The 15846-nt window shown below is 35.6% G+C and carries 16 protein-coding genes and 1 pseudogene; 11 read left to right on the top strand and 6 right to left on the bottom strand.

Annotation, left to right across the window (positions count from 1 at the left end):
* Positions 1–65 precede the first annotated feature (65 nt).
* The 5 genes from LIS78_RS29860 to LIS78_RS29840 form a co-directional block, all read right to left on the bottom strand.
* Positions 66–278, bottom strand: a complete 213-nt coding sequence (locus LIS78_RS29860) for a helix-turn-helix domain-containing protein (RefSeq protein ID WP_235918805.1) — start codon at positions 276–278, stop codon at positions 66–68.
* A gap of 352 nt (positions 279–630) precedes the next feature.
* Positions 631–1110: a MerR family transcriptional regulator gene (locus LIS78_RS29855; RefSeq protein WP_252285677.1), complete on the bottom strand. Its 480-nt coding sequence runs from the start codon at positions 1108–1110 to the stop codon at positions 631–633.
* A gap of 397 nt (positions 1111–1507) precedes the next feature.
* Entirely contained in the window at positions 1508–2296 is a 789-nt protein-coding gene (locus tag LIS78_RS29850) for a ParB N-terminal domain-containing protein (protein WP_252285676.1), read from the bottom strand.
* Between the two features lie 109 nt (positions 2297–2405).
* Complete coding sequence (locus LIS78_RS29845; protein WP_252285675.1) at positions 2406–3710, bottom strand: replication protein; 1305 nt, start codon at positions 3708–3710, stop codon at positions 2406–2408.
* A 1130-nt stretch (positions 3711–4840) separates the two neighbouring features.
* Positions 4841–5371, bottom strand: a complete 531-nt coding sequence (locus tag LIS78_RS29840; protein WP_098793715.1) for a hypothetical protein — start codon at positions 5369–5371, stop codon at positions 4841–4843.
* 1422 nt (positions 5372–6793) lie between these two features.
* Between LIS78_RS29840 and LIS78_RS29835 the strand changes: the two genes are divergently transcribed.
* The 3 genes from LIS78_RS29835 to LIS78_RS29825 are packed head-to-tail and all read left to right on the top strand — an operon-like array spanning position 6794 to position 9436.
* A complete protein-coding gene (locus LIS78_RS29835; protein WP_098793771.1) occupies positions 6794–7429 on the top strand; it encodes an HAD-IA family hydrolase in 636 nt (211 codons plus the stop codon).
* Entirely contained in the window at positions 7426–8838 is a 1413-nt protein-coding gene (locus tag LIS78_RS29830; protein WP_221791502.1) for an ATP-binding protein, read from the top strand. The genes LIS78_RS29835 and LIS78_RS29830 overlap by 4 nt, the downstream gene beginning before the upstream one ends.
* Positions 8807–9436 (top strand): response regulator, encoded by a 630-nt coding sequence (locus LIS78_RS29825; protein WP_170943882.1) that lies wholly within the window; start codon positions 8807–8809, stop codon positions 9434–9436. Before LIS78_RS29830 ends, LIS78_RS29825 begins: the two co-directional genes overlap by 32 nt.
* 147 nt (positions 9437–9583) lie before the next feature.
* On the opposite strand, the gene LIS78_RS29820 is transcribed toward LIS78_RS29825, so the two are convergent.
* Positions 9584–10018 (bottom strand): helix-turn-helix domain-containing protein, encoded by a 435-nt coding sequence (locus tag LIS78_RS29820; RefSeq protein ID WP_098793768.1) that lies wholly within the window; start codon positions 10016–10018, stop codon positions 9584–9586.
* Between the two features lie 127 nt (positions 10019–10145).
* Between LIS78_RS29820 and LIS78_RS29815 the strand changes: the two genes are divergently transcribed.
* The 8 genes and pseudogenes from LIS78_RS29815 to LIS78_RS29780 all read left to right on the top strand — a co-directional run.
* A complete protein-coding gene (locus LIS78_RS29815) occupies positions 10146–10373 on the top strand; it encodes a helix-turn-helix transcriptional regulator (protein ID WP_306473018.1) in 228 nt (75 codons plus the stop codon).
* A gap of 31 nt (positions 10374–10404) precedes the next feature.
* On the top strand, positions 10405–10653 hold the full coding sequence (locus tag LIS78_RS29810; protein WP_098793767.1) for a hypothetical protein: 249 nt from the start codon (positions 10405–10407) through the stop codon (positions 10651–10653).
* A 486-nt stretch (positions 10654–11139) separates the two neighbouring features.
* Complete coding sequence (locus LIS78_RS29805; RefSeq protein ID WP_095380719.1) at positions 11140–11604, top strand: hypothetical protein; 465 nt, start codon at positions 11140–11142, stop codon at positions 11602–11604.
* A 28-nt stretch (positions 11605–11632) separates the two neighbouring features.
* The gene (locus LIS78_RS29800; RefSeq protein WP_061860170.1) at positions 11633–11881 is read left to right on the top strand and encodes a hypothetical protein; all 249 of its coding nucleotides are present in this window, start codon (positions 11633–11635) and stop codon (positions 11879–11881) included.
* Positions 11882–11902: 21 nt separating this feature from the next.
* Entirely contained in the window at positions 11903–12208 is a 306-nt protein-coding gene (locus LIS78_RS29795; protein ID WP_055990036.1) for a hypothetical protein, read from the top strand.
* A 59-nt stretch (positions 12209–12267) separates the two neighbouring features.
* Positions 12268–13383 carry a hypothetical protein gene (locus tag LIS78_RS29790; protein ID WP_155661094.1) on the top strand — a complete coding sequence of 372 codons (1116 nt, stop codon included), beginning with the start codon at positions 12268–12270 and terminating at the stop codon, positions 13381–13383.
* A 172-nt stretch (positions 13384–13555) separates the two neighbouring features.
* A complete protein-coding gene (locus LIS78_RS29785; RefSeq protein ID WP_088568316.1) occupies positions 13556–14065 on the top strand; it encodes a hypothetical protein in 510 nt (169 codons plus the stop codon).
* A pseudogene (locus LIS78_RS29780) lies at positions 14052–15767 on the top strand (VirD4-like conjugal transfer protein, CD1115 family); the annotation flags it as partial. The gene LIS78_RS29785 and the pseudogene LIS78_RS29780, both read left to right, overlap by 14 nt.
* Positions 15768–15846 lie beyond the last annotated feature (79 nt).

The following is a 15846-nucleotide window of genomic DNA, read 5'->3' as shown; positions in this document are numbered from 1 at the left end:
AAAATAGAGGGTCATTCCCTTTAAATAGGGAGAGGAATAAGTAAAGGCACGCTTATTGTACCCTTTCATATGTCAAAAAAATCCTCGGTCTTTTTGCTTGGATCAAGTGATCTTAATGCCTTCATAATCTTTTTTATTGTAGCTCCAGATGGAACATAACTTGAATCAGTGTATATTTTACTAATTGTGTTTCTATTTAAACCCGTCATTTGGGCTAATTTTGTTATGTTATAACCTTCCTTATCTAAAAATCTACCTAACTTACTTCTTTTAGCCACTACAATAACCTCCTTTTTATAAAGGATGGACACATTTTCTTTAAACTATTCATCTATGCAAAAAAAAATAAGCATTGCTCAATAAAAGAAGCATTACTTTTTAACAATTAACATATAGTAAAGTACAAAGCAAATTAGTTTTATATAAAAGAGAATAATGTCGATACTTTTGTCATAAACATATAGCATGAATACAGTTAAGACCGCCTTATACACTGATACATATTGGGCGGTCTTTGTTATCGATATTCTTTACAATTGAACTTCACACAAAAAACCTTTTCCCTCTAGGCAGAGGAAAAAGGTTTTTTTGTGTGAATATGAGATAACGAGATGCCACCATGTTAGCAAATCATTTTTCAAAAAAGGTTTTTAACCACTTATAAAGGCTTTTCTTTTGTTGTTGTGCTTTTTTTAACGCTCGAATTTCGCGAGCCATTGAAATTAATTGACGTTCACGTTCCTCAAATTTTGCATCGACATAGCTTTGAATCTCTTTCATTTGTATCTCAAGTGGTTCTGACCTAAGGGTTTGCTTTTCAGTTGAAATGTTTGGTGGAGTGTCTGGTATTTGTACTAAGTTGAATTTTTTTGCAACGGTTATAACGGCTTTTTCTAAGGTCATTTCGGGATAAGCATAAATTCTTTTTAGTTCATGAAAGATGGTAACGTCGTCATTTGTATAAGCTAATCTACCGTGTTTTTTAGTAAATTGCACACCAATTTTGGCAAAATGGAAGTTGTATTTTCGTATAGTTGATATGGGCAAACCAAGTATATCGGCTAATTCTTCGGTGGTATATGCTGCTTCTGCGGTTATGACTCTCAACATATGATCACCTCCTCTTATCAAGAGAACTATTCTAGGTATATACATAAAAACCTTCAAATAATAAGAGGACCATATTTGGTATTTTGTCATTTTGCCGTTAATGTACCAAGGAACAGTTTTATCTGCAGGTAAGATAGTGCGTTCACCTATTTAATTCATGAAATAAATAGGTGACACACTTCCTCCTTGCAATGGTTTCTCTTGCTTTAGCTTCTTTTTGTAACCACTTTTTCATCTTCGTTCACATTTTTTCAATTCATGTTTTACCGTTAATAATCGACAGCCTAGTATTCTCATAGCCATGGGATAATCCAAGTCCACGTGCTCAATATTAGGGTTCTCTTTTTCACCTTAAGTCAAGATGTTCTCCCTCTACACCAGTCTACTCTTACTTTATTTACTTTTGATATTCATAGACAACAGGAACTTGATCCATTTTAACGGTTTTGGCCACGATATAACGACGGTATCCATCTTTTAAGATCTTTGACCCTTTTTCAATTGTTAATGGCTCATCTAGGCGTCCTGTACGCTTCACAAAATCGATCACCTTTTGCGTTTTTTCAGGGTTTGGGCGTGTTTTTAAGAACTCTTCAGGAACGATAATATCATCAAAGTTCAATAGATCCTGAGTTCCCTTCGGTTGGTTGGATAGTGTTGTCTTTTTTTCCTCGGCCTTTTTCTCTTCTGTAGGCGCTTGTTGTACTTCTGGCTGAATAGGCTTTACTTCTTTCTTCTCTTCTTTTGCTACAGGTTGAGAAACAGGTGCTTGTGCTTCTTCCTGTTTTTTAGATTCCGTGTTCGTTTGGGCTTCAGAAGGCGCAGATGCCTCTTGTTTAGGTTCTTTTTTCGCATCTGACTCATTCTTCTCTTTATCATTTTTACTTGGGAGAACCGTAATTTGAAAACAAATCACCCCTACTTCACCAGGGCATTCATCAATGGGAATGTCTAACGTTGGTTCCCCTTGAATTAAGATTTTTTCATGCATGATGCTTTTCTTCGTGAGGCCTGTTTTATTAAAGGCTTTCTTCGCAACAAACACCGTATACGAAATAAAGGTGCTTTTCTTTAATCCTTTAGGCGCAGATGGTGACCCTTTTTCACGCATATCAAAGGCAACGTAGCGATCATATTCCCGTAGTGGGCCTGTGGCTGATCCGGTTAACGTAATTTTATGTGGCATAATGTTCTCCTCCTGCGTAGATTAGTAGTTATTGTTTATTTAGAACACGGTTCTAAATAAACACAATCTATTAAAACATCAGCTTCTAAGGAATTTCTACTTTTTTTGATTAGGAAGCTGTGTCTTTTAGCTTATTGTGTTGACGCAAACATTCTTGTTCCTCTGGTGTTAAAGCTTGTCCTAGGTCTTGTTTTACCTGAGCTATCTCCAACAAGCTATACGTGGAGCTGTGCTCCTCCAGCAAGTTCTCTTCTTCTGGTGTTAACTCTTGTCCTAAGTCTTGCTTCAACTGAATCATTTCAAGCTGTTGCTCCAGAGAAACCTCTGCTTTTTGTGTACCCTCTTCTTGTTGCTTCTGTTCAGCTTTTAACCAATCTGGAACTAGTTCCTTACGGATAATATGTTTAGGTTTAGCTAATGTTGCTGTTTCGCTTTCGTTATGTATAACTTCTTGTTGGTTTGCGTATACTGGTGAATAATCCTGTTTTTTAGGGTCTACCAATTCATAGAATTGATTTTTCGCAATTTGATAGATTAATCGACACATATTCCCTAGGGATAAAGGGTTACCTTGTTGATTGGCTTCATGTACATATTTATCTAATCCCACAATGGATGTATACGCAATTTCATGCACTTGCTCTTTTTTTATCTCAATCTCTGTATCTCGTTTCACAGCTTTTGCAGCATTTTGAATACGAGCATAAAAGTCTTGTAGTTGATGCCCATACTTACCTGCATAGACTTGATTGACTTTCTTAGGCACACCTTTGATATAGGTGAAGGACTGTGAAACAGACATTAAATGATTATTTATATGATTTACAGGTAAATCAAGGTTAATAAAGGCATCAGGTGATTTATCGGTCTCTAAGCCTGTTATATCAACGTTTTCGGCCATTTCTTGATTCGTCACAGGAGTTGTCATAGGAGTTGTCATTTCTTCTTTTTGGACATTTTGAACCCCTGTCATGTCATGCGCAAAAAAGATCTCATCACAAATTTTGTCAAAGTTTTTATGACTTTTAAGGATAAATACATAGCTGTCAGGATGAGCACCGTTTGTGTCTTCTTTAATGTAACGAGAGACAATAATAAACGGCGTCATTTTTAACGAACGTACAAAACGAGAAACAGTGCTTTTGGAAACATTAAATTTTTTCATGAGCGTTTCAGAACGGATCGCTTGAATGCCCGTAGCCACTAGGTTATAGATGACGTGATCGAGCATTTCCATTCTCTTTTTAGGAAATTCTTTATGTATAGCTGATTGTTGTTGTTTAAAGTGGGTACGAAGAGTGTCTAAAAACTCTTCTTTCTTTTTCCGAAGTGTGGACTTGTTGGTCCATAGCCATTTGAACCGTCCATTAAAGGTATCTACATCTTTTAAATAGCAGGTCAAGATTTTTGTCATTTGTTCATCGTCTCCTTTAAGGAACACAAAAAAGACACTGTTTCCCTGGAAAAAGGAAAACAATGCCTTGATTTTAATGAACTAAGCCCTTGAAATAGATGTTAATTTCATATAAAATAAAAACATAAGTTTTATCTTATAGAAAAACTAACTCTATTAACAAGAGACTTCGACAAGTGTTTTCCCTACCGTCATTAGGGGGAACGGTTTAAGAGTGCGGTCAACACTTCTTAAACAGTTGAAGTCTTTTTTCTATTCCGGTCATTTTTGTTAGTTTTATTATAGCGTTAACTCGTCTCAAAATTCAATAAAAATTATAATATCTCTTAAAACAATTATTTTTAACTACATATCTACGTAGAGATGAATCTATTACAGCATAGAGTACTTAATTAGAAAATGAAATGTTTAAGACAAGGTTTGTTCAAAGGTAATAGATTCATTACTCTCTCTCTCTATGTTAATGCGAAAAGATTAGTTTGGGTAGGGTGATTTTTTCTCACCCTGCCTAAAAAAGAAAGATATATAAGTTTTTATCTATTAGAAATAATATTGTTTATTCCCCTCAGTTTTTCTCATCCCCTTCTACATCCATTTTTTTAATAAAAATAAGTTCATGACTGTAACGTTTCTCATCCCTTTTCTTGGTATTAAAGTTAAATTTCCATTTTATATTACATTCAAAAGTATCCTACTAGGCATACAACGTGGATTTTAGAGATTTAAGTATCTCTAAACATTAAATAATTAGGGTTTAAAGATCATTTAGTAAGACAAATAATCTTTAAAATCGCTTGTATAAAAAAAACAAGTTGAACTAAAGTTCAACTTAAGAGAGAGAGCGTATATCGCCGGACGACATATGAATGCTGATTATTATTTTAAGTTCGACTTATGTTGCACTTATAGTTTAATTTTGTATCGCAGGGCGACATATGAATAACTAGTTATTATTTTAAGTTCGACTTATGTTGCACTTGTAGTTTAATTTTGTATCGCAGGGCGACATATGAGTAACTAACTACTATTTTAATCTCAACTTATATCTTATTTAGGGAAAAATACTATGTCGGTGGGCGATACAGTTTTGATTGAACTATTACTTTAGCTCAAGATCACGTTAATAGTAATTAATTATTAAAGAGACGCTGGAACCAACTTTTTTTTCTCTCTTGTTTTTCTTCAATAGTCTTTTTATAAAACTCAGTAATTTGTTTATCACGTTTTTCAAGTGAAACAGCAATATATTCTTTTTGCTCCCTCATCATATCCTGTAATTCTAACATCATATTTTTTAGCTCAGCATTCTCATTTTTTAGTGTAGTAAATTCATTACCATATTGTTTAATTATAGCTTGTAACTGGTCATTCTCCTTTATGTCGGGTGGCGACACAGGGGTCTTAGGGATATCCTCGAGGACAGTTTTTACAGCTTCTTCTAATGTAATGCCAGGTGATTTACTCAGGGATTGAATATTTGTTAAAACAATTATGTCGCGTTCCAAAAAGGCCCTTTGATCATGCTCATTACGTATAAATTTATAATTATGCTTTTCCATCAAAGTAGCGTACTTGCGTACCGTAGTAACTGCTATGTCTAATCTTTTAGCAACTTCATTTGTCCAATATGCTTTTTCAGATCTTGTTGTGTCGTTTTCCATAGCGACACCCTCCTTTTATATGTAGAATTCTATATGGTAAAGTGAAGTCCTTTGTAGACCAATTTTCTTTAGAAAAAATGGTTTGCTAACTAATAAGTTACTGGGAATTAGAGATTTTTAGTAGTTATAATATTTTAAGGCTACATCATTTTTATAAAAGGTACTTTACCAAATTCCTTTTATTGATAGTAATAGGATTTCACAGTATATCTATGTAGCATTAATTGAGAAACTTATATTGATTAGAATAACATGTTTTCCCCCTATTCTAATTCTACATCAATCTGTATTGTACCTGGTAATAGAGAGCATGTCGATGGGCAACACAACCCCGTAATCCTCAATTTAAATGTCGCCCTGCATCATGTCCGGGTAGTAAAGAGTATGTCGATGGGCAACACAACCTCGTAATCCTCAATTTAAATGTCGCCCTGCATCATGTCCGGGTAGTAAAGAGTATGTCGATGGGCAACACAACCTCGTAATCCTCAATTTAAATGTCGCCCTGCATCATGTCCGGGTAGTAAAGAGTATGTCGATGGGCAACACAACCTCGTAATCCTCAATTTAAATGTCGCCCTGCATCATGTCCGGGTAGTAAAGAGTATGTCGATGGGCAACACAACCTCGTAATCCTCAATTTAAATGTCGCCCTGCATCATGTCCGGGTAATAAAGAGTATGTCGATGGGCAACACAACCTCGTAATCCTCAATTTAAATGTCGCCCTGCATCATGTCCGGGTAGTAAAGAGTATGTCGACGGGCAACACAACCCCGTAATCCTCAATTTAAATGTCGCCCTGCATCATGTCCGGGTAGTAAAGAGTATGTCGACGGGCAACACAACCCCGTAATCCTCAATTTAAATGTCGCCCTGCATCATGTCCGGGTAATAAAGAGTATGTCGATGGGCAACACAACCCCGTAATCCTCAATTTAAATGTCGCCCTGCATTATGTCCGGGTAATAAAGAATATGTCGACGGGCAACACAATCTCGTAATCCCCAATTTAAATGTCGCCCTGCATTATGTCCCGGTAATAAAGAGTATGTTGACGGGCAACACAATCTCGTAAACTGTTTTTTCATTACATTGATACAGATTCTACTAGAGAGAGCAGGTTGTATAGCTAGAATTGGGATATTTTTATTATTAATGAAAATATCCATGGGAATATTCTAAGAAAAATAGGATGTAAATATAGGGAAAATGTATCTTTTTATTGAGAGGAAAATGTAGTTAATAAGAATATTATGTATTTTAATTACAATAAATAGAATTTATACAGGAAATATTTAATTGGATTAAATGTAAAATAAAGTAATTATGTTCTATTTGAAAGAGGTTAGAACTTTGATAGGATTAAGGAAACGAATGTTCTATAAAAAATTAATTAGTTAAATGAATTGGAAGTGTAGAGATGTTTAAAACAATTATTTGTGATTTTGATGGCACTATTGTAGATTCTGGTCAAGTTGTGTTTGATCTATTTAATGAGTTTGCTGATAAGTATCACTACAAAAAAATTCCTCAAAGTGAAAGCGATCGAATTAGGGCGTTAACTGTAAAAGAGCGTTTTAAAGAATATGAGGTGCCCTTATTAAAGGTTCCTATGCTTACTATGGATGTTGTTAAACGATATAAAAAATCAATTCCAACATTAGAAGTAAATCAAGAAATGAAGAAGGTACTTAAAGACTTAAAAGAATTTGGAATCAAACTTGTTATAATTTCAGCTAATTCCAAAGAAAATATCGAAAAATTTCTTAAATTGAACGACATGGAGTATTTTGATGAAATTATTCAATCAAGTCGCTTTTTTGGAAGGCATACAACAATGAATAATTACATGAAAAAACATCACGTAGCAAAAGATGAAATTATCCTTATTGCGGATGAGCATCGTGATATTGTTGCTGCGAGAAAAAGTGAAATTCCGATAATATCTGTTACTTGGGGGTACGATTTAGAGGAGCTTTTATCTAAAAGTAATCCTGATTTCTTAGTTAGAAGTCCACTAGAGATCATGGATATCATTCGGAATGATACTAAATGATTGCTCTCTTTTTAATTAGTGCAATATTTGCGATTATTAGTTATCGTTATGACCCTAAATCACTTTCTATACGGTGGGGTGTTCTTGTACTAGTTTGTGCTGCACTTGCAGGACTCTCTAGAGCCACTATAGAGTCTTTCCTCCCTACATTAGATAAATTTAATATGGATTTTCCTTTATTAGATTCATCTTTATATTACCTAAGAATTTTAACGGGCTTTATTTCTATTTATTTTTTTCCTTACACATTACTCATGTGGGCTATTACTTATAGCGACAAGTTCACGAAAAGAGCTATTCAAATCTGTATGTATCTTTTGCCTATCCCGATTATCTTTATGGTGAAAACAACTGTGTATTACCCTGATATTATACCGGATTTTCGCTCTATGTTATATTGGGCAGTTCCTTATATTATCGCTGCCTGTTTGATCCATATATATGCTTGGTATACAGAAAGTGATGTCAATAAGAAAAAGCAACGCATTACTACAATTTCTATTTCATTTCCTGTCATGTTATCAGCTTTAATTTTAAATTATATTGTAAGAGCAGTAGACAATCATCATCAATATTGGCGTTATATGATTGTTTTTCTGGTATTAGCTTTTTTTATTTTTTTATGGAAAGCATTGAAAAAAGGTGCTGGATCTCTTAATGGAATTAAGCTGCGGTACGAGAGAGAGGCTCATAAAAAGACCAGAGAAGCAATAAACAAAGGAACACAGTTGTTAAACCATGCTATAAAGAATCAAATTTATAAAATAAATTCAAGCTTACAAACTATAAACGTAGATGAACTTAACCCTTCTTCTCAAAATTCAATTGAAATTATTAACCGTAGCTCTAGACACTTGACAGAGATCATTGAGCGTATACACAACAAAACACAGGAGATAGAGATTATAAAAAGTCAAAATGACTTAAATAAGTTAGTAGATGAAAGCCTAGAAGATTTAAAATTGGATTTATACAAGAAAAATATAAAGGTTGAAAAACTCTATTCATCAGAGGAAAACACTGTATATTGTGATCGTACGCAGACCTACGAAGTGTTTATAAATATATTGAAAAACTCAATTGAAGCAATTGACGATGGGGGAGAAATAAAGGTAACTATTTCACCTAAGAATAGTAAAAATATAATGGTTTGCTTTTCGGATAATGGAATGGGTATTCCATCAGAGAATTTGAAATATGTTACTGATCCTTTTTTTAGTACTAAGAAAAAAGGTGACTTAAATTATGGATTGGGATTAAATCATTGCTTTGAAGTAATGTTTAACACTGGTGGAGACTTGAAAGTTGAAAGTAAGGTTGATGAAGGAACCACAATCAAATTAACTTTTCCAATACATTTAAAAAAGGGTGATGTTTATGAAAAATCCAATTCGAGTAGTACTAATTGAAGACGATCCAGATTGGCTTAACATAATGGAAAACCTAATTGGTAGGGAAGAAGATATGATTTTAGTAGGCTGTGCTCAAACGCAAGAGGAAGGTATAACTCTTTCCCATGCTTTAAACAATATAGACATTTTCCTTGTAGATATTAATTTGTCAGGAGTTAATCTTGATGGAATATACACGGCTCTAGAATTAAAGCGTGAAAAGACATCGAAGATTATTATGTTAACGTCTATGTCAGAGGAAGACATTATTCAGAAGGCATTTATGGCCGGAGCATCAGATTATATATTGAAAAAGGATGTACATCGTATACCAGAAATCATTCGTTCTAATTACAATAAAGAACCTAGTCCAGTCGAAGCTGTATTAAAAGAATTTCGTCGTTTAAAATCTGAGGAGCAGCTTAAAGATTTAACAAATGCAGAAAGAGAAGTTTTTGAATATATTGAAAAAGGATACTCGCGTAAAAAGATCAAGCTAGAGACACACAAATCAGACAATACATTGAAAACACATTTCAAAAACATCTTCAAAAAATTGTCGGTCTCTAATACAAAAGATCTTCTGAAAAAAGTAAAAACTGGTGGTTTAAAGTGACTTTAAAAGTCACTTTTTTTGTTTCCACAAAGGGTGACATTTCATCACCCTTTGCCCAAATAAGGGTGAAAAAATATCACCCTATTTTCAAAATAGGGTGATGAAAAATCACAGTATGCAAGCTTTCAGGAGTTGTATATCCTATATTTAGGAGTTATTTTTCATGGATTCTAAAAGGTCTGTAAAAAGGTTTCTTTCTTTTATGCTCATTTGTTCAAATGCTTTTATCACGGGAGAAAGATTAGACAATATAGGTACTATATCCGTTGTAAGTAAGGCCAAAATGACTTTAATTTCTGATGGGGACAAGTCATTTAAGATATTAAATAGTTGTTCTTTGTTTGGATTATCTGTCTTAAATTCTTTTGAAATATCCTCTGGAAGCACGTCATAGATGGTAACTCCTAATGCCTTACAAATCCTTATTAACGTTTTAATATCAGAAGTTGAATGACCGTTTTCGATCTTGCTTATCGTACCTTGTGAAGTACTAGAAAGCTCAGCTAATGTAGTAGTTGACATAAATATAGACTTTCTGAAGCTTTTAATATTATTTCCAAGTTCAAGGTTAAATTGATCCATAAATTCATCCACCAATTGCAAAATTTTTAAGTTAATTATATCAGAAATAACAAAAGGTTGTTTTTGGTAAAAAATATTAAAATTAGAATAAAAATTATTGACTAAAATATTCTGTATAGAATATAATGTGTTCAAGGAGGTGCTAGAAATAAATACCATACGAGAAAAGAGGTTATCTAAGAAATGGAGTCAAACCTATCTAGCTCAGTTATCAGGAGTCTCTCAACCCACTATTTCTCAAATCGAAAATGGGACTCGTCAATATCCAACGTTTGAAAATATGAAGAAGATCGCAGAGGCATTGGATCTTAGATTAGAAAATATTTTCTTACCAGGTCATAAGGATATGAACTAAGTTTTAGAATACTTAACGAGGGGCGATGAACATGGAAGCACAAAAGCGACTAGCATTCTATGATATATCAGACGCACGAGCGAAAAGTGCTAAAACCTTTGATGGAAAGTTATATACGTTAAAAGGGGGAGTAGCTGTAGAAAAAGGAACGGGCGATATCAAACGTGTAGCTGATATTTATTATGAAGTACGCTCAGTAATGGATCAGGCACATACTATCGTCGCCAGGCGAAGAAAGAAAGACGAGGAATTGAAGGAAGTTTTACAAAAGACCTGCTAGTTCTTAGATGCAGCATACAAGCGATTTTGAAACGTGCCGAGAGCACAAGTAAGGGAACTTTGACAATTTCATATGGCGTGCCTCCCCTAAACCGATCACAAGGGGATCAAGGTATACGATAACGATAAGGTTCGATGAGTGCGTCCTAAAACTCATCGGTGATCTAGCAACAAAACAATGACGGTGTATCCAGGATCTGTGAGGAGTGGTGGCGTGAGGGTGACGCCGAAGAAGCGACAACACTCCAAACAGTAGATACATGAGGTTCTTCGTACATGCCGAAAACGTTGTGCATTATTGGGCTTAGTGAAAACTATGCATGCCAATATAGGGTTTGCCCTTCCAGCCAGAAACGGGTATATATTTCCTTTTAGTACTTGAAATGACAGAGTGGATGCCAACATGCACGATAGACTGTGTATACTTCTCGGTAGGTTTCAGAATCGCTTGTTATGTCTGAATATTAAGAATAAAGGAGAGTGAATGATGAATCGTAAACAAAAAATTGTGGCAGCAGCCGTAGGGATTATCGTTGCATTAGGTATTGGAACGGCAGCGATCTCTTCTCAGAATTCAAGTCCAGTACAAGGAAATGGTCAACTAGAAGAATTACATCCTCTAGAAATGAAAAAGTTCATGAAAGAAGATGGTACAGGGTTTATTATGTATTCTTTTGATGATGATACACGGAATGTGTATATGCATGAGGTGAAAAAAGCTTTAAAGGAAAATGATGTAGATGCAAAGGAAATCTATAGTGGTGATCCAAAGTATGATTGGAAAAAAAGTCGGACCTACTATGGCATTGATCAAAGTACTGATAGTCTAGCTATTTATAAAGATGGAGAATTAAAGCAACAGATTAAGCTTGATGAGTATGATCCATCTGAATTAGAGAGTGAATTACCTCATTTCATTGAAACATCAAAAGAACTCTACTTTGAAGAATAAATGTTTTCCCTTGGAAGGTGGTGATAAGATGACTGTTTCGCAAAAAGATGTAAAGAAGTCAAAGGATCTGGTCGAGAAGTTATTGAAAGTCAATGACCAAAAATACAACGATTGGCTTCATCAACAACATCAACAGTTCATTGAAGAAAATCAAGATTTAATTCTTCAAGCTTTGAGTGCTTTTACAGGCCAAGGAGAAGAGGAGGAGAAAAGCGAACCAAAGGAAAATGAACAAGTTTCTGTAAAGCCAACAAGTATTCCAGCAATGCAAAATTAACAAATAAGAGGAGTGAAAGACATGTTAGATTTATTGAATAGCGTAGATGTGACGCAGTTAACCTCTCATTTAACACTGGGAGCCGCAGATGGGATGACAGGGCTAATTGAAAGTGGAAAATCGATTATCAAATGGATGCAACGAATCGCCATGGTAGCCGCAGCACTTGCGTTTTGTGTAGGAGGCTACCATTTAATTTTGGGAGGCGAACGAGGTCGTCATAAATGTATCGCGTGGTTTGTAGGAGGAGCAATTGGTTTGATTGTTGTCATGGGAGCGTACCAGTTAGCCGAAGGGGTTAACACAAATGTTCATTTCGGTGGTTAAGAAAAGCTATACACGAGGGTTGTATAGCTTTTTTCTATGCCCATTTTTAGAAGGAAGGAATGGAAAATATGCTATCTGTCCTATTTATGCAAAATCAGATTGACCAATTGAAGGCATTTCATAAAATGCCGGTTGGAGAAGCATGCGAAGTCACATCACAGATTGAAAAAGAGTACCAAGAGCAACGGAAAAAAACTAAGGTTGATTTTGTTGTCCTCGACAACGATGGCGTAGAGTTTTATCGTGGAGCCTTATCTTTTGGATCAGGTGCTGCTTCTCATGTGGTGGATCATATCTGTAAGACATTAACAGGTGTAAAAATGAACGATCAACAAGAAGCGCGAAAGCGAATTTTTCTGGAAAGACTGAACGAACAGGTACCGGACCATCTGAGGCATTCAGGTGGTCTTTCTACTTCCAGAGAACATCTCCTAACGAACGTTTCATCATCTAATCATCAGCGAAAATGGATATATGGAGGAGGAGTTCTTGCCCTTCTCATCCTTTCAGCTACATGTTTTTCAACAGTGGCTACTTCTCACAATCGAGCTGAAACTATCCAAGATTTACAAAAACAAGTCAAATTCGAGCAACAAATAACTAGTGTTTATGAGGAGGCTCTTTTAGGAGAGCAGAAAGGGGCTTTAAAAAAGCTTTCATCTATTCCAAAGAAAAACCTAACGAAAGAACAAAAAAACGTCTATACGAGCCTTCTCATTAGTCAAAAAAATTATAAGGAAGCTGTAAAGCTTCAAGACCATCATCCACAAACTGTAGAAAATATGATTGCCCAAAAAGAAGATATAGACACTTTAAAAGCATTTGAGCAATTGTTCCCTACCCCTAATGGGGCATTTGATTTGGCTTATCAAGAACAACGGTGGGAAGAGATGGTGAAGCAACCGGGAGTGGAAATGACCGATAAAAGGTATGAAATGAAGGCTTACGGGTATTTGAAGCTCGATAAAGTGAAGGAGGCAAAAGAAGAGGCAGCTCACATTCAGAATCAAGACTTGAATCAAAAAATTGTTGCGTATGAAAAAGCCAAAAAAGAATTAGAATCAACGAAAAAACAGATGGAGGAGGAAGATAAGAAAGATCACAAAGACGAGGAGAAAATTAAATCTCTAGCCGACCAACAAAAGAAACAAGAAGATACCATGAAAAATATATAAGGAAAAGAGGAGGCAGCTAGGATGAGAAAATACATGGGTTTCACGGTATCTTTTTTATTGGGAGTGATTATATATATATAGCCATCAAGCATCCAGACATCGTACGTGGAGTTGCAACTCCTTTATCATTTGGAGGATGAATTAATTCCAGTTTAAAGAAAGGATGAAAAGAATGTTCAATCAGAGCACAACAAAGAATCAGCGACACTCTTTTGTGGTGGGTGTCGAATATGGACATGAGGATCTCTTTTTAGAATTAGAGTTGGGAACGTTCCATACGACTCCTCTTCATGCCCAACGGATTGCGAACAGTGTAAACAGTATTATTCTTCTGAAAGATCACATGGTAGTTATTTTCAAAAATGCTGATTCAATCACGATTAATGATGATTTTCTCAAACACGCATATAAGTTTAGAGTATGTATAAAGCCTAAGTTACCGCCTCTAGAATTATCAGTACTTACTCATCAAGAGAGAGAGGAGTTTATCCGAAATCAAGCGTATATCGTGACTGAAGAGGATATGAAAGAGGTCAGTTGGGACATCAAGACAGCTTTTCATTACCTTCAACAAGAGTATGAGGCTAGAGATCAATCGCATTTTTTGTTTACACCTAGCTCATCGTATGTGATTCCACTGTCAACTCATGTGCAACAGGAGGTACAGCATGCAACCTACTAAATCTATCAAATATATCATAGCTGAGAAACAAGTGCTTATTCCTTTAAGTGCTTGTTTTTTTGTGCTTATTTTTCTGATTTTAAACTTTTTATTCAATACGCTGCGAAGTCTTATTCAAACCACATTTAGTGATGTGTTTGATCCGCAGCCGTTTCATTTGTCTCTCTCGTTTTTATGGCAAATGAACACCCATCAGTATGCAGCCATTTACTGCATGATGGTACTCATCTCCTGCTTATTGACAGCCAAATTAACGTATGATGTACGTTCTAATTTTAAAGATTTAAATCAAAACCAAAAAGGATCGGGACGCTTTACAACACGTCGAGAGCTTCAAAAACAATATCGAAAAGTACCCGAGAAAACGGAACATTATCCAGGCGGAGGTGGTGTACCAATCTCTCGTATCAAAACGCGCAATCTTATTTATAACTGGCACGACTATCAAAAGTTAAAAGGGATGGATAAATTGGTCAAAGCACATCAACTATTTACGAGCCGTAGTCATTTATTAATTGATGATACACCGGTAAATAATCTCATTATTGGGATTACACGATCAGGAAAAGGAGAAACCTTTGTCATTCCAGCCATTGATGTGTATTCAAGAGCTGAAAAACAGCCGTCACTAATCCTCAATGATCCTAAAGCTGAGCTGCTCGCAGCATCCAAAGAAACGCTTGAAAAAAGGGGTTATCACATTGAGGTGTTGAACTTGTTAAATCCCTTAGAATCCATGAGCTATAACTTGTTGGAAATGATTAAAGAAACGTATAAAGACGGAGATTATTCAACTGCCCAGGCACTTTGTAACACACTATCCTACACGCTTTACTACAATCCAAATGCGAAAGATCCCTTTTGGCAACAATGTGCGATGAGTCTATGTAATGCCATGATTTTAGCCGTAACAGATAAGTGCATTAAGGAAAAAACAGAAGAAAAGATTACAATGTACACCGTAGCGAACATGTTGTCAGAGCTAGGATCGAAAGAAGTCGTGATTGATAAAAAAGGAAATACACAAAATGCTTTAGATATGTACTTTGATGAGTTACCAACAAATAGCGTCGCGAAAATGCAATATGCGACATCGAACTTCTCGAAAGGCACTACACGAGGCGGGATCTTTACCCAAACAATGAATGGATTGTCTATTTTTACGTTTGACGAAATTGCGAAAATGACGGCTAAAAATAGTGTGGATTTAAAGCGCGTAGGCTTTGGGAAAACCCTGAAAGGAAAAGCTATGCCTCTTACGCGTCTAGAGGTTACCTTTCCCGATGGGAAAGTGGAAAGTATTAAGACGGATGCCAAAGGCTTATTTGAACTCAATTTTACAAGTGAGATTAAGCCAAAAGAAAATGAGATCCGTATTGCTGAAAAGGTGAACGACCAGATTGTCACCGATCATAAAAATGAAACGGTTGTGTCGGTCTATAACATAGACCGAAAAAAAGGAACGGCCTCTTTTTGTGTAGAGAAGCAACATCCGGACATCCACGTAAGTGAAGTGACGTATTTTACAAAGCCAATTGCGATCTTTATGGTTACACCTGACTATGATTCTAGTAATCATGTGATTGCCTCTATTTTCGTACGTCAACTGTATTATGTATTAGCCAAAAATGCATCACTGGCTAAAGGAAACAAGTGTCATCGTGAAGTGGTGTTTTTGCTGGATGAATTTGGGGTGCGCCCATACGGGCATATAGAGAATCTCCTTAGACAAGAGATGGGAGTCTGTGCTTAACCCAGTTACCACCTTGCTTACCTACAAG

The organism is Priestia megaterium (assembly GCF_023824195.1).
GTDB classification, from domain to species: domain Bacteria; phylum Bacillota; class Bacilli; order Bacillales; family Bacillaceae_H; genus Priestia; species Priestia megaterium_D.
The sequence above is the reverse complement of the archived record's forward strand: the minus strand, read 5'-3'. Positions and strand labels throughout refer to the sequence as shown.